This is a genomic window from Actinoplanes sp. NPDC051405 (genome assembly GCF_055586185.1).
Genome location: NZ_JBVJIR010000009.1, coordinates 109,540 through 130,006 on the forward strand (window position 1 = coordinate 109,540; position 20,467 = coordinate 130,006).

General features: G+C 71.0%; 19 protein-coding genes. 18 read left to right on the forward strand and 1 reads right to left on the reverse strand.

Going from position 1 to position 20,467, the window contains the following annotated elements; translation table 11 throughout:
• Window positions 1-10: 10 nt before the first annotated feature.
• From ACZ6S4_RS20520 to ACZ6S4_RS20565, 10 genes are all read left to right on the forward strand, one after another.
• Window positions 11-1,222 (forward strand): sensor histidine kinase, encoded by a 1,212-nt coding sequence (locus ACZ6S4_RS20520; protein WP_465476470.1) that lies wholly within the window; start codon window positions 11-13, stop codon window positions 1,220-1,222.
• Window positions 1,219-1,962, forward strand: coding sequence for a LytR/AlgR family response regulator transcription factor (locus tag ACZ6S4_RS20525; RefSeq protein WP_465476471.1), 744 nt, complete (start codon window positions 1,219-1,221; stop codon window positions 1,960-1,962). Before ACZ6S4_RS20520 ends, ACZ6S4_RS20525 begins: the two co-directional genes overlap by 4 nt.
• 223 nt (window positions 1,963-2,185) lie before the next feature.
• Window positions 2,186-2,881 carry a response regulator transcription factor gene (locus ACZ6S4_RS20530; RefSeq protein WP_465476472.1) on the forward strand — a complete coding sequence of 232 codons (696 nt, stop codon included), beginning with the start codon at window positions 2,186-2,188 and terminating at the stop codon, window positions 2,879-2,881.
• On the forward strand, window positions 2,878-4,032 hold the full coding sequence (locus ACZ6S4_RS20535; RefSeq protein ID WP_465476473.1) for a sensor histidine kinase: 1,155 nt from the start codon (window positions 2,878-2,880) through the stop codon (window positions 4,030-4,032). The genes ACZ6S4_RS20530 and ACZ6S4_RS20535 overlap by 4 nt, the downstream gene beginning before the upstream one ends.
• 798 nt (window positions 4,033-4,830) lie before the next feature.
• The gene (locus ACZ6S4_RS20540; RefSeq protein WP_465476474.1) at window positions 4,831-6,264 is read left to right on the forward strand and encodes a DUF4153 domain-containing protein; all 1,434 of its coding nucleotides are present in this window, start codon (window positions 4,831-4,833) and stop codon (window positions 6,262-6,264) included.
• Between the two features lie 74 nt (window positions 6,265-6,338).
• On the forward strand, window positions 6,339-6,734 hold the full coding sequence (locus ACZ6S4_RS20545) for a hypothetical protein (protein WP_360546489.1): 396 nt from the start codon (window positions 6,339-6,341) through the stop codon (window positions 6,732-6,734).
• A complete protein-coding gene (locus ACZ6S4_RS20550) occupies window positions 6,731-8,368 on the forward strand; it encodes a sodium/solute symporter (RefSeq protein ID WP_465476475.1) in 1,638 nt (545 codons plus the stop codon). Before ACZ6S4_RS20545 ends, ACZ6S4_RS20550 begins: the two co-directional genes overlap by 4 nt.
• A gap of 109 nt (window positions 8,369-8,477) precedes the next feature.
• Window positions 8,478-9,110 carry a hypothetical protein gene (locus ACZ6S4_RS20555; protein WP_465476476.1) on the forward strand — a complete coding sequence of 211 codons (633 nt, stop codon included), beginning with the start codon at window positions 8,478-8,480 and terminating at the stop codon, window positions 9,108-9,110.
• 90 nt (window positions 9,111-9,200) lie between these two features.
• Entirely contained in the window at window positions 9,201-9,977 is a 777-nt protein-coding gene (locus ACZ6S4_RS20560; protein ID WP_465476477.1) for an ABC transporter ATP-binding protein, read from the forward strand.
• Window positions 9,968-11,566: an ABC transporter permease gene (locus ACZ6S4_RS20565; protein ID WP_465476478.1), complete on the forward strand. Its 1,599-nt coding sequence runs from the start codon at window positions 9,968-9,970 to the stop codon at window positions 11,564-11,566. The genes ACZ6S4_RS20560 and ACZ6S4_RS20565 overlap by 10 nt, the downstream gene beginning before the upstream one ends.
• On the opposite strand, the gene trpS is transcribed toward ACZ6S4_RS20565, so the two are convergent.
• On the reverse strand, window positions 11,560-12,585 hold the full coding sequence (trpS, locus tag ACZ6S4_RS20570; RefSeq protein WP_465476479.1) for a tryptophan--tRNA ligase: 1,026 nt from the start codon (window positions 12,583-12,585) through the stop codon (window positions 11,560-11,562). The two genes, ACZ6S4_RS20565 and trpS, sit on opposite strands and share 7 nt — an antisense overlap.
• A gap of 161 nt (window positions 12,586-12,746) precedes the next feature.
• Between trpS and ACZ6S4_RS20575 the strand changes: the two genes are divergently transcribed.
• The 8 genes from ACZ6S4_RS20575 (at window position 12,747) to ACZ6S4_RS20610 (ending at window position 20,392) form a co-directional block, all read left to right on the forward strand.
• The gene (locus tag ACZ6S4_RS20575) at window positions 12,747-13,286 is read left to right on the forward strand and encodes a flavin reductase family protein (protein ID WP_465476480.1); all 540 of its coding nucleotides are present in this window, start codon (window positions 12,747-12,749) and stop codon (window positions 13,284-13,286) included.
• A gap of 109 nt (window positions 13,287-13,395) precedes the next feature.
• The gene (locus ACZ6S4_RS20580; RefSeq protein WP_465476481.1) at window positions 13,396-13,794 is read left to right on the forward strand and encodes a DUF485 domain-containing protein; all 399 of its coding nucleotides are present in this window, start codon (window positions 13,396-13,398) and stop codon (window positions 13,792-13,794) included.
• Entirely contained in the window at window positions 13,794-15,473 is a 1,680-nt protein-coding gene (locus ACZ6S4_RS20585) for a solute symporter family protein (RefSeq protein WP_465476482.1), read from the forward strand. The genes ACZ6S4_RS20580 and ACZ6S4_RS20585 overlap by 1 nt, the downstream gene beginning before the upstream one ends.
• 71 nt (window positions 15,474-15,544) lie before the next feature.
• Window positions 15,545-16,510 carry an NAD-dependent epimerase/dehydratase family protein gene (locus ACZ6S4_RS20590; RefSeq protein ID WP_465476483.1) on the forward strand — a complete coding sequence of 322 codons (966 nt, stop codon included), beginning with the start codon at window positions 15,545-15,547 and terminating at the stop codon, window positions 16,508-16,510.
• Between the two features lie 110 nt (window positions 16,511-16,620).
• A complete protein-coding gene (locus ACZ6S4_RS20595) occupies window positions 16,621-17,877 on the forward strand; it encodes an LCP family protein (protein ID WP_465476484.1) in 1,257 nt (418 codons plus the stop codon).
• A gap of 164 nt (window positions 17,878-18,041) precedes the next feature.
• Window positions 18,042-19,247 carry an LCP family protein gene (locus ACZ6S4_RS20600; protein ID WP_465476485.1) on the forward strand — a complete coding sequence of 402 codons (1,206 nt, stop codon included), beginning with the start codon at window positions 18,042-18,044 and terminating at the stop codon, window positions 19,245-19,247.
• 15 nt (window positions 19,248-19,262) lie between these two features.
• On the forward strand, window positions 19,263-19,598 hold the full coding sequence (locus tag ACZ6S4_RS20605) for a rhodanese-like domain-containing protein (protein ID WP_465476486.1): 336 nt from the start codon (window positions 19,263-19,265) through the stop codon (window positions 19,596-19,598).
• Entirely contained in the window at window positions 19,595-20,392 is a 798-nt protein-coding gene (locus tag ACZ6S4_RS20610; RefSeq protein WP_465476487.1) for a glycerophosphodiester phosphodiesterase, read from the forward strand. Before ACZ6S4_RS20605 ends, ACZ6S4_RS20610 begins: the two co-directional genes overlap by 4 nt.
• The last annotated feature ends 75 nt before the right edge of the window (window positions 20,393-20,467 follow it).

Consider the following 20,467-nt stretch of genomic DNA (forward strand, 5'->3'; position numbering starts at 1 on the left):
GGATGCGTGCGTGGCTGGTCAGGTCGGCAGTGTGCTGGCGGTTCTTGCCGTGCTGGCCGCCCTGGTCGGTGCGGTCGTCGCCGTGCTGCGGCTCCGGGCCCGGCGAGGGATCGCCACGGCGGGACAGCGGGCCACGTACGACGTACTGCACACCGCTTCACTGGCCGCCGAGCCGCTGCGTACCGGGCTGACCCCGTCGTCGGCCGCCAAGGCCGCGCGGCATCTGCGACGCCTGGTCGGCGCGCCCGGGCTCACCCTCGCCGACGGTGAGCGGTGCCTGGCCTTCGACGGGCGCGGCGGGCACCACAGCGCCCAGTTCACCGCGGCGGCCGACCGGGCCGTCCGGGCCAACCGCTCGATCGTGCTGGGCGGCGCCGACCTGCCCTGCGACCGGATGGACTGCGTGGTGCGCGGCGCGGTCGTCGCCCCGCTGACCGGCGCCGACGGGCAGGCCGTGGCCGCGCTGGTGGCGGTGGCCGACGACCAGCCCGCGCCCGGCCTGGTCCAGGCCACCATGGAAACCGCCCGCTGGGCCAGCTCCCAGCTGGCCCTGGCCGAGCTGGACTCCTCCCGCGAACGGCTGGCCCGCGCCGAGGTACGCGCCCTGCGAGCCCAGATCAGCCCGCACTTCATCTACAACGCGCTGACCGCCATCGCCTCCTTCGTGCGCACCGACCCGGAACGCGCCCGCGAGCTGATCCTGGAGTTCGCCGAGTTCACCCGCTACTCGTTCCGCGCGCACGGCGACTTCACCACCCTGGCCGAGGAACTGCGCTCGATCGACCGGTACCTGACCATCGAACGCGCTCGGTTCGGCGACCGCCTGCAGGTCCGCCTGCAGATCGCCCCCGAGGTGCTGCCGGTCGGCCTGCCGTTCCTGTGCCTGCAGCCGCTGGTGGAGAACGCGGTCCGGCACGGACTGTCGCGTAAGCCGGGCGTCGGTATGGTGAGCATCGAAGCCCGGGACGCGGGTGCCGAATGCCACATCACGGTCGAGGACGACGGGGTCGGCATGGACCCGGCGGTGCTCGCGGCGGGCATCGCCGAGGCGGTCAACGCCCGCGACGACGACGCCGGGCAGCACGTCGGGCTCTCGAACGTGGACGAGCGGCTGCGCTCGGTGTTCGGAGACCATTTCGGGCTGGTGGTGGAGACCGCGCCGGGCGCGGGGACGAAAGTGAGCATGCGGGTGCCGAAATTCCATCCCGGGGTACGGGCATGAGCCTCGTCGTGCTGGCTGTGGATGATGAGCCGCCCGCCCTGGACGAGCTTGCGTACCTGCTCAACGCCGATGACCGGGTCGCCTTCGTGCACCGCGCCGGCGACGCCACCGAGGCGTTGCGGGTGCTGCGGGACACCGAGGTCGACGCGGTGTTCCTGGACATCCGGATGCCCGGGCTGGACGGCATGGAGCTCGCCCGGATCCTGCACCGGTTCGCCCGGCCGCCGGCGATCGTGTTCGTGACCGCGTACGACGACGGCGCGGTGGACGCGTTCGACCTGGGTGTGACCGACTACGTCCGCAAGCCGGTCCGCTCCGAGCGGCTGGGCGAGTCCCTGCGCCGCGTGGCCGGCCTGCGCGCCACCCCGCCCCCGCCACCGGCGAAGCCGCAGGACGAGCCCAGCATCCCGGTCGAGCTGGCCGGCACCACGCGGATGCTGCCCCGCTCGTCGGTGCGCTGGGTCGAGGCGCAGGGTGACTACGCCCGGCTGCACACGGTCGACGCGTCCCACCTGGTCCGGGTGCCGCTGGCGACGCTGGCCGAGCGCTGGGCGGACGCCGGTTTCGTCCGCATCCACCGCTCGTACCTGGTGCAGCTGCGCCTGGTCGCCGAGCTTCGGCTCACCCAATCGGGTTACGTGGTGGCGATCGACGGCGCCGAGCTGCCGGTGAGCCGGCGCCACACCCGGGAGCTGAAGGACAAGCTCATCCGCGCCGCGAAACACGACTGGACCCGCTGAATCCCCGTTACCCCCACCGGATCCACAGGGTTATCCACAACCCCACAGCGTTATCCCCAGAGTTATCCACAGGCCGATCATCTTCACAGGTTGTCCACAAAGCCACCCCCGCCCCTGCACGACTGATCAATAGGCTGCTCGACGCGGGGCAGACCGGCGGTCACGGGGGCATGCCGGCCTTGCACCGGCCGCGCACGATGCGGGGCGGAGCAGAGGGGGCGCGGTGACGGCAAAGAGGGTCCTCGTGGTCGAGGACGAACGCACCATCGCTGAGGCGGTGGCCGCCCGGCTGCGCGCGGAGGGCTTCGAGGTCGACATCGCCGGCGACGGCCCCAGCGCGGTCGACGCCGCCCGGCGCACCCGGCCCGACGCGATCGTCCTCGACGTCATGCTGCCCGGCTTCGACGGTCTCGAGGTGTGCCGGCGCATCCAGGCCGAACGCGGCGTGCCGGTCCTCATGCTCACCGCCCGCGACGACGAGACCGACCTGCTGGTCGGCCTGGCGGTCGGCGCGGACGACTACCTCACCAAGCCGTTCTCGATGCGCGAGCTCACCGCCCGGGTGCACGCCCTGCTCCGCCGGGCCGGCCGCGGCTCCGCCCCGAGCGACCCCACCCCGGCGGAGTCACAGCTGCTGCGCTTCGGCGACCTGGAGATCAACCTGGCCGAGCGCCGCGTCCAGCGGGCCGGCGTCGAGGCCAGACTGACCCCCACGGAGTTCGACCTGCTCGTGCACCTGGCCGGCCGTCCCCGCACAGTGCTGCCCCGGGAACGGCTGCTCGCCGACGTGTGGGGCTGGGCTGACGCCTCGGGCACCCGCACGGTCGACAGTCACATCAAGGGCCTGCGCCGCAAGCTGGGCGCCGACCTGATCCGTACGGTCCACGGCGTCGGGTACGCCCTGGAAGTCGAACGATGAACTCACGGCTGGTCAGCCGCCTGCTGCGCTGGGTGTCGCTGCCGCTGAGCCTGGCCCTCGGCTGGCTGGCGCCCGCGCTCGGCCTGCTGCCCCGCCCACTCGACCCGGTCCGCTCGATCAAGGCGAAACTGTCGGTGGCGCTCGGCCTGGCCGGCGGCGTCGGCCTGCTGATCTTCTGGTGGAGCCTCGACTTCATGCGCGTGGAGCTGTCCTGGTTCGCGATCGCGGTCGCCCTGGGGCTCGTCACCCTGCAGGTGGCGGCGCACGGCACCACGGTCCCGCTGCGGGAGATGACCGACGCGGCCCGGGCGATGGCCCGCGGCGACTACACCCGCCGGGTCCGCGCCACGTCCCGCGACGAGATCGGCGAGCTGGCCACGGCGTTCAACCAGATGGCCGCGGACCTGGCCGCGGCGGACAGGCAACGCCGCGAGCTGATCGCCAACGTCTCGCACGAACTCCGCACCCCGATCACGGCCCTGCGCGGCCTGCTGGAGAACATCGTCGACGGCGTCTCCGACGCGGAGCCGGAAACAATGCGCACCGCCCTGACCCAGACCGAACGCCTCGGCCGCCTGGTCACGGAGCTGCTCGACCTGTCCCGCCTGGACGCCGGCGTGGTCCCGATGGCCAGCGCACCGATCGACGTCCGAAGCTTCCTGAACGACGTGATCCGCGAAGCAACAGTGAACGCGGACGGGGCAGGCCACGACGTCCACTTCGTGGTCGCAGCCCCGGCCCTGCGCATAGAAGGCGACCGCGAACGCCTGCACCAGGTCTTCGCCAACCTGCTCGACAACGCGGCTCGGCACAGCCCGCCGGGCGGCACGGTCACCGTCCGGGCCGAACGCCACGACGACCACGTGGTGGTGGCGGTGGCGGACGAGGGCGAAGGCATCCCCCCGGCCGACCGCGACCGGGTCTTCGAACGCTTCACCCGAGGCGAACGAGCCAAGGACGGAGGCACGGGGCTGGGTCTGGCGATCGCCCACTGGGTGGTCCAGCTCCACGGCGGAACGATCGCGGTCGTCGACCCGGTCCGGCCCCCGACCGCCGCCGGCCCAACAGGCACGACTGTGCAGGCGCAGCGGCCGGGCTGCCTGATTCACGTGACTCTGCCGTTGCAGCCGGTCCGTCCCTCGCTCTCCTGACGTAGTTCGGCTCTCACCCTCCCGGAGGAGGAACTCACCGTGTCCAAAAACCAAGCCCCGACACCCGAGAACGAACCGGCCGGCGCCCCTGATCACTCAGCGGGTGATCAGGCAGCTGCGTCGGCGACGCCCGCTCAGCCGTCCGGCAGCAGCTCGACCGGCGACAAGGTCAAGGCCGGGCCTGCGTCGTCCTGGCCGACTCGGGCAGTTCCGCCGGCGTCGCCAACAGGCGGGCCCGCAGCCGCCGGCCCGGCTGCTGGCGGCCCAGCGGGCGCCGGTCCGGTAGAAGCCAGCTCCGTGGGCAGCCCAGCTTCACCCCCGCTCCCCACTCGAACCTCGGCCTCGCCAACCGGACCCGGTCCGGCAACCGCACCGGGCGGACCCGTCGCCACGCCATCGCCTGCTGAGCCGGTGGCCCAGACAAAGCGCGTAGCAACCCCCGAATGGATCCGGGCACAGAACGCCGACCAATCGGGCGCCCCCGCAAGCCGGACAGCCCTGCCCACCGCCCGGACCAGCCACGCACAACCCGCCCTGGCGACACCCGGCCTCGCACACCAAGGCGCGGCACGACAAAGCCCGTCAGAACAAGGCCCCGCACAGCAAGGCCAGGCGAGATCAGGCCCGGCGCAACACACACCGAGGCAGCCCGGCTCTCCCGGCGCGCAGCCGACCGCCCTGCAGGTAGCCCAGCTGCACGGACCATGGGCCGACGTATCCCTGTTCGGCAACCGCTGGCCCGGCCCCACCCGCCCGGCCTCCCGCGCAACCATCGTCGCCCTCCTGGTCGCCGCCGCGGTGGCCGCCCTCAGCGTTCCTCTCGACCGCGCCGGCGTCGGCTGGTTCGTCACCGCGATCGCCGGCGTGGCCGCGCTGGTCGTCGCCCGCATCGTGCCCGATCCCGAGCCGAAAACCACAGGCCCGGCCCCGCTTGTCCGCCGCGGCCCCCGACCTCTCAGCAAGGCCCGCTACTTCTGGTCGTCAGCCACCGTCGCCCTGCTCGCCGTCGGCACGTTCCGGGCCGCGGGCTGGCTGTTCTTCCTCTGCCTGTGCACCGCCGTGGTCACCGGCGCGCTGGCCGTAGCCGGTGGGCGATCCCTGCGGGCGATGGTCGTCGCCGTGCTCATGGCTCCACTCGCGAGCTTCCGCGCTCTGCCCTGGGTCCGGCGCGGGTTCACCGCCGTCCGCGCAAAGGGTGGTGGCAAGGGTCTACGGGTCACCGCCACGGTTTCCGTCTCGGTCGCACTTCTTGTTGTCTTCGGCTCGTTGTTCGCCTCGGCCGATGCCGCCTTCGCCGAGCTGGTCGGCCGGGCGATGCCCGACATCAATGGCGTCACCGTTTTCCGCTGGGTCTTTGTCTTCGTCGTCACCGCGTTCGTGCTCGGCGGCGCCGCGTATCTGCGGGCCGCGCCGCCGGATCTCGACGGGCTGGAGCGGCCCGGCGGTCGTCGGGTCGCCCGGCTCGAGTGGGCGGTGCCGTTGACGTTGCTGGTGCTGCTGTTCGCCATGTTCGTCGCCGTGCAGCTCACCGTCCTGTTCGGAGGGTCGAAGCACGTCTTGGACACCGACGGCCTGACCTACGCCGAGTACGCCCGCGGCGGTTTCTGGCAGCTGCTGGTCGTCACCGGACTGACGCTCGTGGTTCTCGCCGGGGCGGCCCGCTGGGCTCCGCGGGACACCGGCACCGACCGCGTTCTGATCCGCGTGATCCTCGGCGCCCTCTCCCTGCTCACCCTGGTCGTGGTCGCCTCGGCCACGCATCGCATGGACCTCTACGCCGACACGTACGGCCTGACCCGGCTGCGCCTGCTCGTCTCCCTCTGCGAGTTGTGGCTGGGCCTCGTCTTCGTGCTCATCCTGATCGCGGGCATCCGGCTCACCGCGCTCTGGCTGCCCCGGGCCGTGGTCGCCGCCGGGGTACTGGCGTTGCTCGGCCTGGCCGGTGCCAACCCGGACCGGCTCATCGCCGACCACAACGTCACCCGGTACGAGCAGACCGACCGGATCGACACCCGGTACCTGTCGAACCTTTCCGCCGACGCCGTCCCAGCTCTGGACCGGCTGACCGGCGCCGACCGGAACTGCGTGCTGGCCCCGATCGCCGCCGACCTCAAGCAGAACGAGGACGACTGGCGCGGCTGGAACCTCGGTCGGCATCAGGCCCGGGACCTGCTGGCTCACAAGCCGGCGCCGGCACCGTCAACCTGCCCGGGCGACTACCCCTCGTACTGACCGGGGAGGCAGCTGCGCACGCCGTGCCGAGGTCGTGTCTTGACATCGGCGCGGCGGCGGCAAGACTGCCGGGCATGGACGGCGACCCGACGGACGGCACCAAGGTACGGCGTACCCGCGTCGTCCTCGGTGAGGCGGCCGCACGCCGGCCCGCGCCCGACCCCGCGCGGGCCGACCTCGCCGAACAGACGCCGGTCGGCGAAGCCCTGGTCAAGGGACTGGTACGGGCCCAGCTGGCGCTCGCCCTGCGGCTCTCGCTGGTCGTGGTGACCGGCCTCGGCGCGCTGCCGTTGCTGTTCGCCGTGGCGCCCGCGGTCGGCCGGGCCAAACTGCTCGGCGTCAACCTGCCCTGGCTGCTGCTCGGCCTGCTCTCCTTCCCGTTCCTGATCGGGGTCGGCTGGGCCTACGTGCGCTGGGCCGAGCGCAACGAGCAGGACTTCACCGCCGTCATCAACAGGCCGGAAGGGTGAACCCGTACGTCGTCCCGGGGCTGATCCTGGTCGTGGCAATCACGGTCGGGATCGGCGCGTACGGGCTGCGCTTCGCCCGCACCACCTCCGATTTCCTGGTCGCCTCCCGCTCGGTCAGCCCCAGCTGGAACGCCGCCGCGATCAGCGGCGAGTACCTCTCCGCCGCGTCCTTCCTCGGCGTCGCCGGCCTGGTGCTGCGCTACGGCGTCGACGTGCTCTGGTATCCCGTCGGTTTCGCGGCCGGCTATCTCGCCCTGCTGCTGTTCGTCGCCGCCCCGCTGCGCCGTTCGGGTGCGTTCACCCTGCCGGACTTCTGCCAGGTGCGGCTGCGGTCGCCGGTGCTGCGCCGGCTCGCCACCGTCTTCGTCGTCTTCATCGGCTGTCTCTACCTGGTGCCGCAGCTGCAGGGCGCCGGCCTGACGTTCACCACGGTCACCGGCGGCCGGTACGAGTGGGGTGCGCTGCTCGTCGGTCTGGTCGTCACCGCGAACGTGGCGCTGGGCGGGATGCGGGCGATCACCTTCGTGCAGGCGTTCCAGTACTGGCTGAAGCTTACCGCTCTGGCCGTACCGGTGATTTTCCTGGTCATGCAGTGGCAGTCGGACGGACGCCCGGCCGTGACGCCCCCGGCCGGCCCGGCGTTCTCGGCGACCACGACCGTGACCTTCACCGACGCGGCGACCCTCACGCTGCCCGACGGCTCGCAGAGCCGGGTCGTCGAGGGCGAGGAGCGCACCTTCGCGGCCGGCGAAGCCGTGCCCGAGGTCAGCTCCGTCGACGACCACCGGGGCGCCGACTGGCTGCTGCCCGGCGGTGACACCACGCTCTTCGCCACCTATTCGCTGATCCTTGCCACCTTCCTGGGCACGATGGGCCTGCCGCATGTGCTGGTCCGCTTCTACACCAACCCCGACGGCGCTTCGGCCCGGCGCACGACCCTGGTGGTTCTCGCCCTGGTCGGCTGCTTCTACCTGCTGCCCACCCTGTACGGCGTCCTCGGCCGGATCTACACCCCGCAGCTGCTGATGACCGGCCGGACCGACGCCGTGGTGCTGCTCCTGCCCGAGGCGGCTCTCGGCGGCGGACACCTGGGTCAGTTCCTCGGTGCCCTGGTCACCGCCGGCGCCCTGGCCGCGTTCCTGTCCACCTCGTCGGGCCTGCTCACCAGCGTCGCCGGGGTGGTCTTCACCGACATCCTGCATGCCGACCGGGGTGGTTCCGTGCGGGACTTCCGACTGGCCACCGTGCTCGCCGCGATTGTGCCGATGGCGCTGTCGATCTACGTCGCCAACATGGATGTCTCGCGGGTGGTCGGGCTGGCGTTCGCCGTGGCCGCGTCGAGTTTCTGCCCGCTGCTCGTGCTCGGCATCTGGTGGCGGGGGCTCACCGATGTCGGCGCGGTGGCGGGGATCCTGGCCGGCGGCGGGGCCGCGATGGCCGCGGTGCTGATCACGGTGCTCGGCCCGCCGCTGTCCGGGTGGCCGGCGCAGCTGATCGAGCAGCCCGCGGCCTGGACGGTGCCGCTGGCGTTCCTGGTCATGGTGGTCGGCTCGCTGCTGAGCAAACGCCGGGTGCCGGCCGACATCGGGGCGACCATGCTGCGGTTGCACGCTCCGGAGTCGCTGCGTCTCTGAGGATGACCCTTAACAATATTTAAGAAACTTGTCTGAACTCTTCGCGGCGCCCGCCCCGTAGCTAACGATGCTGCAACGGGGCAGCCGGACGAACGCGAAGGAGCGCTGCATGTACCGCAGGAACAGGATGAGCGGCCGGGCCCGGAAACTGCTGATCGGCGTGGCGGCCGCGACACTGGCCGGCGGGGCGTTCGCGGTGAGCACCGGCATGAGCAGCGCGGGCGAGAACTGCGCGGGCCTGGACGGCGCCCTGCGCAACAACCTGGACTTCATCGCCGGTCAGCGGGCCAACCCGGACGCCCTCTCGGACGCGCGCATCGCCAACCGGCAGGCCGTCGTCGACCTGATCAACCAGCGCCGCGCGGCCGCCGGCTGCACCGGGAACGTGCAGGCCGCGCCGACGAAGGCGGCCACCAAGCCGCCGACGAAGGCCCCGGCCCAGGCCCCCACCAAGGCCGCCCCGACCAAGGCGCCGGCCGGCGGGGCAGCGACCGGCGACGTCGTCTGCAAGGGCTCGACCGTGACCCTGTCCGGTGAGGGCGGCGCACCGGCGGCGTCCAGCGGCACGTTCCCGATCGGCACCACGCTCAAGGTGACGAACCTCGACAACAACAAGAGCATCACCGTCAAGGTGGCGACCCCGTCGGGCAGTTGCGTGCTGCTCAACAACGCCGCCTTCGAGGAGGTCCGCGAGGCGGGCAAGTTCCTCATCCGGCGCGCCGTGATCGAACGGGTGGGATGAACGGGGGTCCACCCTTTCCAGGTGTGACAAGTGGCCCGGACCATCCGCAGGGGTGGCCCGGGCCGCTCACCAACCGTTAGGTTCGGGGACATGACGGTTCCCCACCAGCGCCTGAGCCCGGATCCGGCGCTCGCGCTGCGTGGTCTCGTCAAGCGGTTCGACACCAAGCTGGCGGTCGCCGGCATCGATCTCGACGTGCCGGCCGGCTCCTTCTTCGGCCTGCTCGGCCCCAACGGCGCCGGCAAGACCACCACCCTGTCGATGGCCGTCGGCCTGCTGCGGCCCGACGCGGGCCAGGCCCGGATCCTGGGGTACGACGTGTGGGCCGACCCGGCCGCGGCGAAGGCCCGGATCGGCGTGCTGCCCGACGGCGTACGCCTCTTCGACCGGCTCACCGGCACTGAGCTGCTGGCGTACCACGGGCTGTTGCGCGGGATGGACGCCGGCGTCGTCGATCAGCGCTCCGCCGAGCTGCTGGACGTCCTGGCCCTGGGCGCGGACAACCGCACCATGGTCGTCGACTACTCCGCGGGCATGAAGAAGAAGATCGGCCTGGCCTGTGCCATGTTGCACGCGCCCCGGCTGCTGGTGCTGGACGAGCCGTTCGAGGCGGTCGACCCGGTGTCCGCCGCGCTGATCCGCGACATCCTGCAGCGTTATGTCTCCGGCGGCGGCACGGTCGTCTTCTCCAGCCACGTGATGGCCGTGGTCGAGCGGCTGTGCAGCCACGTCGCGATCCTCGCCGACGGCACGATCCGGCTGGGCGGCACGCTCGCCGAGGTCCGCGGCGAGCGCTCGCTGGAGGACGTCTTCGTCGAGGTCGTCGGCGGCCGGACAGCGACGGGGTCGGAACTCGCGTGGCTGTAGGCGTCCGGCACTTCGTCAAGCTCAAGCTGCGCATCACCGCGAACGGCCTGCGAGGTCAGACCTGGCGGGTGGCCCTGTTCGTGCTCGGGGCGGTCCTCGCCGCGTGCGCCGCTGTCGGCGGATACGCCCTATTCAGCCTGCCCGGCCTGCTCGGTGAGCAGCGGGCCGCCGAGGTGGCGCTGCCGTTGGCCGGCGGTCTGCTCGTGCTGGGCTGGCTGTTCCTGCCGCTCGTCTTCTTCGGCGTGGACGAGTCCCTCGATCCGGCCCGCTTCGCGCTGCTGCCGCTGCCCCGGCGCACGCTGATCCGGGGTCTGTTCGTCGCGTCGCTGGCCGGGGTGCCCGCGCTGGCCACCTTCGCCGGGACGCTGGGCATGGTCGACTCGGCGGCGCGGCTCGGCGGGCCTGGTGCCGGTCTCGTCCAGTTCGTCGGCGTGGTGACCGGCATCCTGCTCTGCGCGGCGATCAGCCGGTCGCTGACCAGCGCCTTCGCCACGGCGTTGCGGTCGCGGCGGGCCCGCGATCTGGCCACCGTGCTGCTGGCCTGTGTCGCCGCGCTGCTCGGGCCGCTGCAACTGGCCGCCCTTGCCGGGGCCGAGAACGCCGACTGGGCCGGCATCGCCCGAGTGGCCGACGTGGTCGCCTGGACGCCGTTCGGGGCGCCGTACAGCATGGGTCTGGATGTGGCCGCGGGCCGGCTGTGGGCCGTACCGGTGAAGCTGGTCCTGGTCCTGGCCACGATCGGCCTGTTGCTGTGGTGGTGGTCGGCGACCCTCGAACGCGCGATGCTCGGCTCGGTCGGCCGGTCCGGCCGGCGGGAGCGGGCGGCCTCGGTGCGCAAGCCGGTCGCCCAGCTGGTGCCGGGCTGGCTGCCCCGCACCCGGTTCGGCGCGCTGACCGCCCGCGAGATGCGGTACTGGTGGCGCGAGACACGGCGGCGGGCCAGTCTCATCACCTTCAGCGTGGTGGGCATCTTCCTGCCGGTGTTCATCGGCGTGAGCAGCGGCACCGCCGGCGCCCCGACCGGCATGCTGATCTTCGTCGGCGCACTGGCCGCGGTGAGCCTGGCCAACCAGTTCGGCTTCGAGGGCAGTGCCTACGCGGCCAACGTCGTGGCCGGCGTCCCCGGCCGGCTTGAGCTGACCTCGCGGGTCGCCGGCTTCTCCGTGTACGTGGTCCCGGCGTTGCTGGTGATCGCGATCGTGGTGGGGGTCGCCGTGGGCCGCCCGGAGACGATCCCCGCCCTGATCGGCATGCTGGCCGCGGCGTACGGCGTCGGCCTCGCCCTGGTCCTGCCGATCTCGGTCCGGGTGGCCTACGCGCTGCCCGACACGGCCAACCCGTTCGCCCTGTCCTCGGGCGGCGGCATGGCCAAGGGACTGCTGACCTTCGCGGCCCTGTTCGGTGCGGCGCTGATCACCGTGCCGATGCAGCTCGTCGCGTTCCTGGCCCATGACGTCTGGCTGTGGGCCGGCCTGCCGCTGGGCCTGGTCTACGGCGCCGGCGCCCTGCTGCTCGGGCTCCGCCTGGCCGGTCCGATGCTGGACAGGCGGATGCCCGAGCTGCTGGCCACGGTGACCGCACGTCAGTAACGGGTGCCCATCGCCTCCCGTACCTCTTGCAGGGTCTGGTCGGCGACGGCGTTGGCCCGCGCGTTGCCGGTCCGCAGCACCTCCCGCACCAGAGACGGTTCCTGCGCGTACCCGGCCCGCCGGGCCCGCATCGGCGCCAGGAACTCGTTGACCGCCTCGGTGACCGTCCGTTTCAGGGCGGCGGCCCCGGCGGCACCGATCGTCGCGGCCACCTCGTGCGGGTCCTGGTCCAGGCAGAGCGCGGCGAGCTGGACCAGCCCGGACACCTCCGGCCGCGTCTGCGGGTCGAAGGTGATGTGCCGGTCGGCGTCGGTCCTGGCCCCGCGGATCAGCCGGGCGGTCTCGTCCGCGGTGGCCGACAGGGCGATCGCGTTGCCACGGCTCTTGCTCATCTTCGTCCCGTCGGTGCCCAGCAGCAGCGGCGCGGCGCCCAGCAACGCCTCGGGCACCGGGAAGACCGGCCCGTAGCGCTCGTTGAACCGCCGGGCCACCGTCCGGGTGACCTCGACGTGCGGCAGCTGGTCCTGGCCGACCGGCACGAGGTTGCCCTTGCAGAACAGGATGTCGGCGGCCTGATGCACCGGATAGGTGAACATCAGCCCGCTGACCGAGCTCTGCCGCGAGTGCGCGATCTCGTCCTTGACGGTCGGGTTGCGTTGCAGCTCGGGCACGCTGACCAGGCTGAGGAACGGCAGGACGAGCTGGTTGAGCGCCGGCACCGCGCTGTGCGTGAAGATCGTCGCCCGGTCCGGGTCGAGCCCGGCGGCGAGGTAGTCGAGGATCAGCCCCTCGACCGTGGGCACCAGCCGTTCAGCGACGTCGCGGTCGGTCAGCACCTGGTAGTCGGCGACCACCACGACCAGGTCGACGCCGCTGTGCTGCAGGCGGACCCGGTTGCGCAGGGTGCCGAAGTAGTGGCCGAGGTGCAGGGGTCCGGTGGGCCGGTCACCGGTCAGCACGCGGAAGTCGCCGGGCCGCGCGGCGATCCGGTCCTCGAGGCTCAGTGTCTGGGTGGTCATCTCTGTCTCCCTGGGAGGTCGTGGACGACCCGGGAAACACAGAACGGGCCGTCCGATGGGACGGCCCGCGCGTGCGGAAGTGGTGGCCGTCGCTAGGACGGACGCCAGCTCTGCGGGCACGCGGTGTTCACGCGACCGATATTACCGCCGCGGGCGGCACAATGTTTCCCGTGAAACCTGTCGAGCCTGGCGCGCACATCCACTCCAGTGACCCGTTCGCCACCCCGGAGCAGGACAAGTCCGCGGTGCGGCGGCTGCGCGGGCGGCTGGCCGCGCCCGTCACGCTCTGGACCGCGCCCGGACCCGCCGGTCTCACCGTCTCCTCCATGCTGGTCGCCGACGGCGAGCCCGGCCGCGTGCTGGGTCTGGTCGACGAGGAGAGCGACTTCTGGGACGCCGTCTCGGTGGCCGGGCGCTTCGCCGTCACCCCGCTCGGCCCGGGCGACCAGCAACTGGCCGATCGTTTCGCCGGCCTGATGCCTGCTCCGGGTGGCCTTTTCGCCGGCGACGACTGGACCGGGACGGACTACGGCCGGGTGCCGGCGGGCGCGGGCACGTGGGCCGGCTGCCGGCTGGACGGGCAGCGGCCGTACGGCTGGGGCCTGCTGGTGGAAGCGACGATCGAGACGATTCAGCTCGATGACGCCGGGCTCGTCCCTTTGCTCCACTTCCGCGGCAGGTACCGCGGGCTCGACCGGTAAGCGCAACAGGGGCGCCGCTCGGCGCACCTGACGACCGGCAGCCAGTGATCGCCACCACTGCTTCGTACGGTGCGGAAAAGACCCGCCCCCACGAAGGTGGTGAGCCACGTTGACAACCGAAGCGACCCCGACCGAGAAGTATCTCGAGGTCCAGCGATCCGATGAATTCGCCGGGTTGCGCCGCAAGCTGCGCAACTTCATTTTCCCCGTGACCGTCGCGTTCTTCCTCTGGTACGCGCTCTACGTCCTACTCTCGGCGTACGCCCGGGGCTTCATGTCCGTGAAGCTCATCGGGAACATCAACGTCGCGCTGCTGCTCGGCCTGCTGCAGTTCGTCTCGACGTTCGTGATCGCCTGGTACTACTCCCGGTTCGCGGCCCGGCAGATCGACCCGACCGCCGACAAAATCCGTGAGGACCTGACGGCCGGTGCCGCAGCCCGCAGTGCGGCGACGCCCGCCGCCCGCACGGACGACGCCCCCGAGACCGACACGGAGGCGGCCAAGTAATGGAACCCCACCTCTACCTCGCGGCCGAGGCCACCTCCTCGACGAGCCGCACCCTGACCATCACGCTGTTCCTGGTCTTCGTCGCGATCACCCTGGGCATCACCATCTGGGCGAGCCGGCAGACCAAGACGGCGACCGACTTCTACGCCGGCGGCCGGTCGTTCTCCGGCTTCCAGAACGGCATGGCGATCGGCGGCGACTACATGTCGGCGGCCTCGTTCCTGGGCATCGCCGGCCTCATCGCCCTGTACGGCTACGACGGCTTCCTGTACTCGATCGGCTTCCTGGTCGCCTGGCTCGTGGCGCTGCTGCTGGTCGCGGAGTTCCTGCGCAACTCGGGCCGGTACACGATGGCCGACGTGCTGGCGTTCCGGATGCGTCAGCGCCCGGTGCGTACGGCGGCGTCGGTCTCCACCATCGTGGTGTCGATCTTCTACCTGATCGCCCAGATGGTCGGTGCGGGTGCGCTGGTCAGCCTGCTGCTCGGGATCAAGCCCGGCACCACGTTCCTGGGCATGGACGCCGACACCGCGAAGATCGCCACGATCATCCTGGTCGGTGCGCTGATGATCGTGTACGTCGTGGTCGGCGGCATGAAGGGCACCACGTACGTGCAGATCGTCAAGGCGTTCATGCTGATGACGGGCGCACTGCTGATGGTCCTGCTGGTGCTGGCGCACTACAAGTTCAACCTGTCGTCGCTGCTCGGTGACGCCGCCGAACAGTCCGGCAAGGGTTCCGCGTTCCTGGAACCCGGGTTGCGGTACGGCGTGGAGACAGCCGGTGACGCGGCGAAGACCTTCTACAGCAAGATGGACCTGCTGTCGCTCGGCATCGCCCTGGTGCTCGGCACGGCCGGCCTGCCGCACATCCTGACCCGGTTCTACACCGTGCCGACCAGCAAGATCGCCCGCAAGAGCGTGCTCTGGGCGATCGGCATCATCGGCACGTTCTACCTGTTCACCCTGGCCCTGGGCTTCGGCGCGGCGGCTCTGGTGGGCGGCAAGGCGATCACCGCACAGGACAAGGCGGGCAACACGGCCGCGCCGCAGCTGGCGCAGGCGCTGGGCATCGACTACTTCGGTGGTGACACGGGCGGCGCGGTGCTGCTCGCCATCATCGCGGCGGTCGCCTTCGCCACCATCCTCGCGGTGGTGGCCGGCCTGACCCTGGCGTCGTCGTCGAGCGTGGCGCACGACTTCTACGCCAGCGTCATGAAGCGCGGCCAGGCGTCGGAGCGCGACGAGGTACGGGTCGCCCGGATCTCGGCGTTCGTCATCGGCGCCATCGCGATCCTGCTGTCGATCTTCGCCCAGAGCCTGAACGTGGCCTTCCTGGTGGCGCTCGCCTTCGCGGTGGCCGCCTCGGGCAACCTGCCGGCGATCATCTACAGCCTGTTCTGGAAGCGGTTCAACACTTCCGGGGCGCTGTGGGCCATCTACGGTGGTCTGATCTCCGCCGTGGGGCTGGTGTTCTTCTCGCCCGTCGTCTCCGGCTCGCCGACGGCGATGTTCCCGGACAGCGACTGGCACTGGTTCCCGCTCAGCAACCCCGGCATCATCTCGATCCCGATCGGCTTCCTCTGCGGCTGGATCGGCACGGTGATCTCGAAGGAGACGGACGCGGACAAGTACGCCGAGCTCGAGGTCCGGTCGCTGACCGGCTTCGGCGCTCACTGACGGACAGGGCAGTACCGGCCGGGGCCGACGCGCGAAATGCGCGTCGGCCCCGTTCGCTTAGAGTGTCGTCCATGTCAGTGCAACAGCGGTACGGCGCAGGCCATCGGATTCTCGTCAGCGGCGGCGCCGGCTTCGTGCCGTCCCACGTCGTCGATGCTCTCGTGGACCGGGGCTGCACCGTCGTGGCGATCGACAACTTCGTCACCGGGGCCAAGGAGAACGTGGCCCACCTGGCCGGCGAGCCGCGCTTCACCCTGATCGAGGCCGACCTCGTCCAAGGCCTGCCCGCGCACCCGGCGATGGCCGAGCGCTTCGACGCCATCCTGCACATGGCGTCCCCGGCCAGCCCGACCGACTTCGCCAAGCTGCCGCTGGAGATCCTCAAGGTCGGCTCGGTGGGCACGCTGGCGCTGCTCGACCGGGCGGTCGCGGACGCGGCGCGCTTCCTGATGGCGTCGACCTCGGAGGCGTACGGCGACCCGCTGGTGCACCCGCAGCCGGAGTCGTACTGGGGCAACGTCAACCCGATCGGTGTGCGCTCGGTCTACGACGAGTCCAAGCGGTTCGCCGAGGCGGCGACGATGGGCTACCACCGCTTCCACAATCTCTCGACCGCGATCGTGCGCATCTTCAACACGTACGGCCCGCGGATGCGCCCCGACGACGGCCGGGCCATCCCCACCTTCATCAGCCAGGCGCTGCGCGGCGCCCCGATCACCGTGCACGGCACCGGCACCCAGACCCGGTCGATCACCTACGTCGACGACCTGGTCCACGGCATCCTGCTGCTGCTCGACTCGGACGAGACCGGCCCGATCAACTGCGGCACCGAGCACGAGCTGACCATGCTGGAGCTGGCCGAGCTGATCGTGCGCCTGTGCGGCAGCGACTCGAAGATCGATCTGGTCGAGCGGATGGCCGACGACCCGGAGAAGCGCCGACCGGACCTCACCCTGGCCCGCACCCTGCTCGGCTACGAACCGCAGGTGGGGCCGGAAGAGGGCCTGCGCCGCACGATCGACTTCTTCAAGAGCTGAGCATTTCGCCACGGTAGTGAACGTTTCACGAACAGTAATTGTCTCCTCCCTTCGTGCCGCGCCAGTGTCGATGCACGCTATGCCCGGTTCCGGGTACGTAACCTGAAGTCATGTCTGCGACCACGTCCCCTTGGGGTAGCTCCTCCGGCCGGGCTTCCGTGCCGGGCTCGATGAGCCGGGCCTCGGTGCCCGGCTCGGGCCGCGCCGCCGCCGGCGGGCCCGTGTCGGGGCGCGCCGGCGCTCCCCGTGGTTACGACGACTGGCCGCCGCGCGGCTCGGGCGGCGTTCCGCGCGGGCCGGTCGGCCCGCCGCGCGGCCCCGGCGGCGGCGACCGTCCGGGCCGGCCGTACAAGGGCAAGCGCAAGCCGCGCTGGGGCCGGATCGCCGCCGTGGTCGCCGCCGTGCTGGTGGTCGGCGCGCTGATCGCCGGCATCTCGCTCTACGGCTACGCCAACGGCCTCAACGACGACCTCAAGCGCACCAACGCCTTCGAGGACATCACCAAGGGCCGCCCCGCCAAGACGGTCGACGGCGCGCTCAACATCCTGCTGGTCGGCAGCGACTCGCGGGATCCGGACGCGACCAAGGACAACACCAACGAGTGGCGTGCGGACACGCTGATCGTCATGCACATCCCGGCCGACCACAAGTCCGCCCAGCTGGTGTCGATCCCCCGCGACCTGTGGGTGCAGATCCCCTCCGGCAACTCGGCGGACTGCAGCAGCGGCAGCCGCGCCAAGATCAATGCGGCGTTCGCCTTCGGTGGCCTGCCCCGGGCGGTGCGCACCGTGGAGTGCATGACCGACGTGCACCTCGACCACGTGCTGGCGATCGACTTCGGCGGTTTCAAAGAGGTCACCGACGCCCTCGGCGGCGTGGACCTCAAGGTCGAGCAGAGCATCACCTCGATCCACAAGCCGTTCCGCAAGTTCAAGAAGGGCACCATGCACATGAACGGTGCCGAGGCGCTCGACTGGATCCGCCAGCGCAAGCAGTTCGCCCGCGGCGACTTCGCCCGCATGCAGCACCAGCAGGAGTTCCTGAAGGCGCTGATGGACAAGGCGGCCAGCACCGGCACGCTGAGCAACCCGGCCAAGCTCAACGACTTCCTCAAGGCGACCACCAGCGCGATCACCGCCGACCAGGACTTCTCCCTGACCGACATGGCCCTGCAGTTCCGCAGCCTGCGCGGCGAGAACCTCACCTTCATCACCAGCCCCAACCTGGGCAGTCAGACGATCTCCGGACAGAGCGTCGTCGTCTCCGATCGGGAGAAGGCTCTTGCTTTATACAAGGCGATCGCTGCCGACAAGATGGATGAGTGGATGACCTCGACCAAGACGCCGGCGAGCCAGGCCAACGGCTGATCCGGCAGTAACCCGGGCAAACGGCGCGGGTCGGCGGTCACCGCCGGCCCGCGCCCTTTGTTTAACGCTGCGTGTCATCGACATGAAACGCACAAGGCCTCGCAAGAGATCGAAGTTGAACGTACAGTGATGTCCGCCCGGATCCCGACCCGCTTGGAGAGCGCATGACCGTCCAGACCCCCCGACGTGCTTCGTCGCTGGATCGGGACGCCGTCACGGCCCCCAAGCGCACCGCCCCGGCCCGGCCGCCCGGCCCGCCCAAGGGCGGCAAGAAGGGCACCAAGGGCAAGAAGGACCCGGCCTGGGCCAAAGCGACCCTGATCTTCGGCGCGGTCCTGATGATGGCCAGCGGCGCCGGCATCGTCGGCACCAAGTGGGTGGTCAGCAGCGCGACGAGCGCGGTCACCCAGGACAACCTGCTGGGCGACACCAAGAAGACGGCGGCCGAGGGCGGCAACAGCCTCAAGGGCCCGATCGACCTGCTGCTGATGGGCGTCGACGCGCGCAAGCGCTGGGCCGTCGACGACCTGCACGCCGACACGATCATCATCCTGCACATCCCGGCCAGCCACGACCAGGCGTACCTCGTCTCGGTCCCGCGCGACACCGAGGTGCAGGTCCCCGCCTTCGCCAAGAGCAGGTATCCGGGCGGCACGGCCAAGGCCACCGAGGCGTTCTTCCACGGCGCCCAGAACGGCGGCGGCTGGGCCGGCGGCGCGCAGCTCATGGCCCAGACGCTGAAGAACACGACCGGCATCAGCTTCGACGGCGCGGCCATCATCGACTTCAACGGCTTCAAGGGCGTCATCGACGCGCTCAAGGGCGTGAAGATGTGCGTGGACCAGCGGGTCAAGTCGCACCACATGGTCAAGGTGGGCGGCAAGCCGATGTATCTCGCGGAGGCTCGCAAGACCGGCCGGTCCCAGACGCCGATCTGGCACGAGAAGGGCTGCCAGGAGATGGAGGGCTGGGAGGCCCTCGACTACGCCCGCCAGCGCTACGGCCTCAAGAACGGCGACTACGACCGCCAACGCCACCAGCAGCAGCTGATCAAGGCGATGGCCAAGAAGGCCAGCGGCAGCGGCGTGCTGACCAACCCGGTGAAGGTCAGCGGGCTGATGAAGGCCGCCGGCAAGGCCTTCGTGCTGGACACCGGCGGCGTACCGGTCGCGGACTTCATCTTCACCCTCAAGGGGGTGGCCGCCAACGACCTGGTGTTGCTGCGCAGCAACAACGGCTCGTTCGCCGGCAACGGCAAGGGCCGCGAGGCGATCACGCCCAAGACGATGGACATGTACCGGGCCGTCAAGCAGGACAAACTCGCCGACTTCATCATCGGCAACCCGGACGTCGTGGCCCCGGAGAAGTAGCTCTACGCTGGTCGGGTGTTCGGACCTCAGGTACCCAGCGTGACGCCGTCCCAGGTGCAGCCCACGGCCTACCTGCTCGACGTGCGGGAGCCCGACGAGTGGACGGCGGGCCACGCGCCCGGCGCCCACCACCTGCCGATGATGGAGGTCCCGGCACGCATCGCCGAGATCCCCCAGGACACCGAGGTCGTGGTGGTGTGCCGCTCCGGCGGGCGCTCCGGCCAGGTCGTGTCGTATCTGATGGGCAACGGGTGGGACAACGTCCGTAACCTCGATGGCGGCATGCAGGCGTGGGCCGGCGACGGCCGCGATGTCGTCAGCGAGGACGGTCAGCCACCCCGCATCCTGTGACCTCCGGCCGACCTCTGGTCTTCGCCCACCGCGGCGGAGCCGACGCGCTGCCGGAGCACACTCTGGCGGCCTATCTGCGAGCCCTCGACGAGGGCGCCGACGGTGTGGAGTGCGACGTCCGGCTGACCCGCGACGGGCATCTGGTGTGCGTGCACGACCGGCGGCTCAACCGGACCAGCAACGGCACCGGCCTGGTCAGCACCAAGACGCTGGCCCAGCTGGAGGAGCTCGACTTCGCCTCCTGGCACCCGGCCGCGGCGGCCGAGGAGTGGCTGGCGGATCACGTCCGGCTGCTCACGCTGGAACGGCTGCTCACTGCCCTGCGTGACCGCGGCCGCCCGGTGCGCCTACTCATCGAGACCAAACACCCGTCACGGTACGGCGCCGACGTCGAGCGCCGGCTGGTCGAGATGCTGCGCCGGTACGGCCTGGCGGAGCCGAAGCCCGACGATCCCATCCAGGTGACCGTCATGTCGTTCGCGGCCCTGGCCCTGCGCCGAGTCCGCCGGCTGGCCCCGCAGATCCCGACGGTCTACCTGCTGGAGATCGTGCCACCCGGCGTGGGCCGCGGCCGGTTGCCCTTCGGCGCCCGGATCGCCGGTCCCGGGATCGGCCTGATCCGGTCCCGTCCGCAGCTGGTCTCGGCGCTGCGCGCCGCCGGCCACCAGACCTACATCTGGACGGTCAACGAGGAACCGGATCTTGATCTGGTGCTGGCCCAGCGACCCGACGGCATCATCAGCGACCGGCCGAAATTTGTGCTCGATCGCCTCGAGAAGGTACCGCCCGTGTGACCCCGGCCACTCTCAACCCGGTTAGCGGCAAGATCCACACCAACCGCTCTGCCCAAAAGCCCGTAAGCGAGGCAG

Excerpts from the sequence above, each read along its gene's own strand:
- ACZ6S4_RS20525 (WP_465476471.1), top strand. The coding sequence starts at position 1,219 with ATGAGCCTCGTCGTGCTGGCTGTGGATGATGAGCCGCCCGCCCTGGAC.
- ACZ6S4_RS20535 (WP_465476473.1), top strand. The coding sequence starts at position 2,878 with ATGAACTCACGGCTGGTCAGCCGCCTGCTGCGCTGGGTGTCGCTGCCG.
- ACZ6S4_RS20545 (WP_360546489.1), top strand. The coding sequence starts at position 6,339 with ATGGACGGCGACCCGACGGACGGCACCAAGGTACGGCGTACCCGCGTC.
- ACZ6S4_RS20555 (WP_465476476.1), top strand. The coding sequence starts at position 8,478 with ATGTACCGCAGGAACAGGATGAGCGGCCGGGCCCGGAAACTGCTGATC.
- ACZ6S4_RS20560 (WP_465476477.1), top strand. The coding sequence starts at position 9,201 with ATGACGGTTCCCCACCAGCGCCTGAGCCCGGATCCGGCGCTCGCGCTG.
- trpS (WP_465476479.1), bottom strand. The coding sequence starts at position 12,585 with ATGACCACCCAGACACTGAGCCTCGAGGACCGGATCGCCGCGCGGCCC.
- ACZ6S4_RS20575 (WP_465476480.1), top strand. The coding sequence starts at position 12,747 with ATGTTTCCCGTGAAACCTGTCGAGCCTGGCGCGCACATCCACTCCAGT.
- ACZ6S4_RS20585 (WP_465476482.1), top strand. The coding sequence starts at position 13,794 with ATGGAACCCCACCTCTACCTCGCGGCCGAGGCCACCTCCTCGACGAGC.
- ACZ6S4_RS20590 (WP_465476483.1), top strand. The coding sequence starts at position 15,545 with ATGTCAGTGCAACAGCGGTACGGCGCAGGCCATCGGATTCTCGTCAGC.
- ACZ6S4_RS20595 (WP_465476484.1), top strand. The coding sequence starts at position 16,621 with ATGTCTGCGACCACGTCCCCTTGGGGTAGCTCCTCCGGCCGGGCTTCC.
- ACZ6S4_RS20600 (WP_465476485.1), top strand. The coding sequence starts at position 18,042 with ATGACCGTCCAGACCCCCCGACGTGCTTCGTCGCTGGATCGGGACGCC.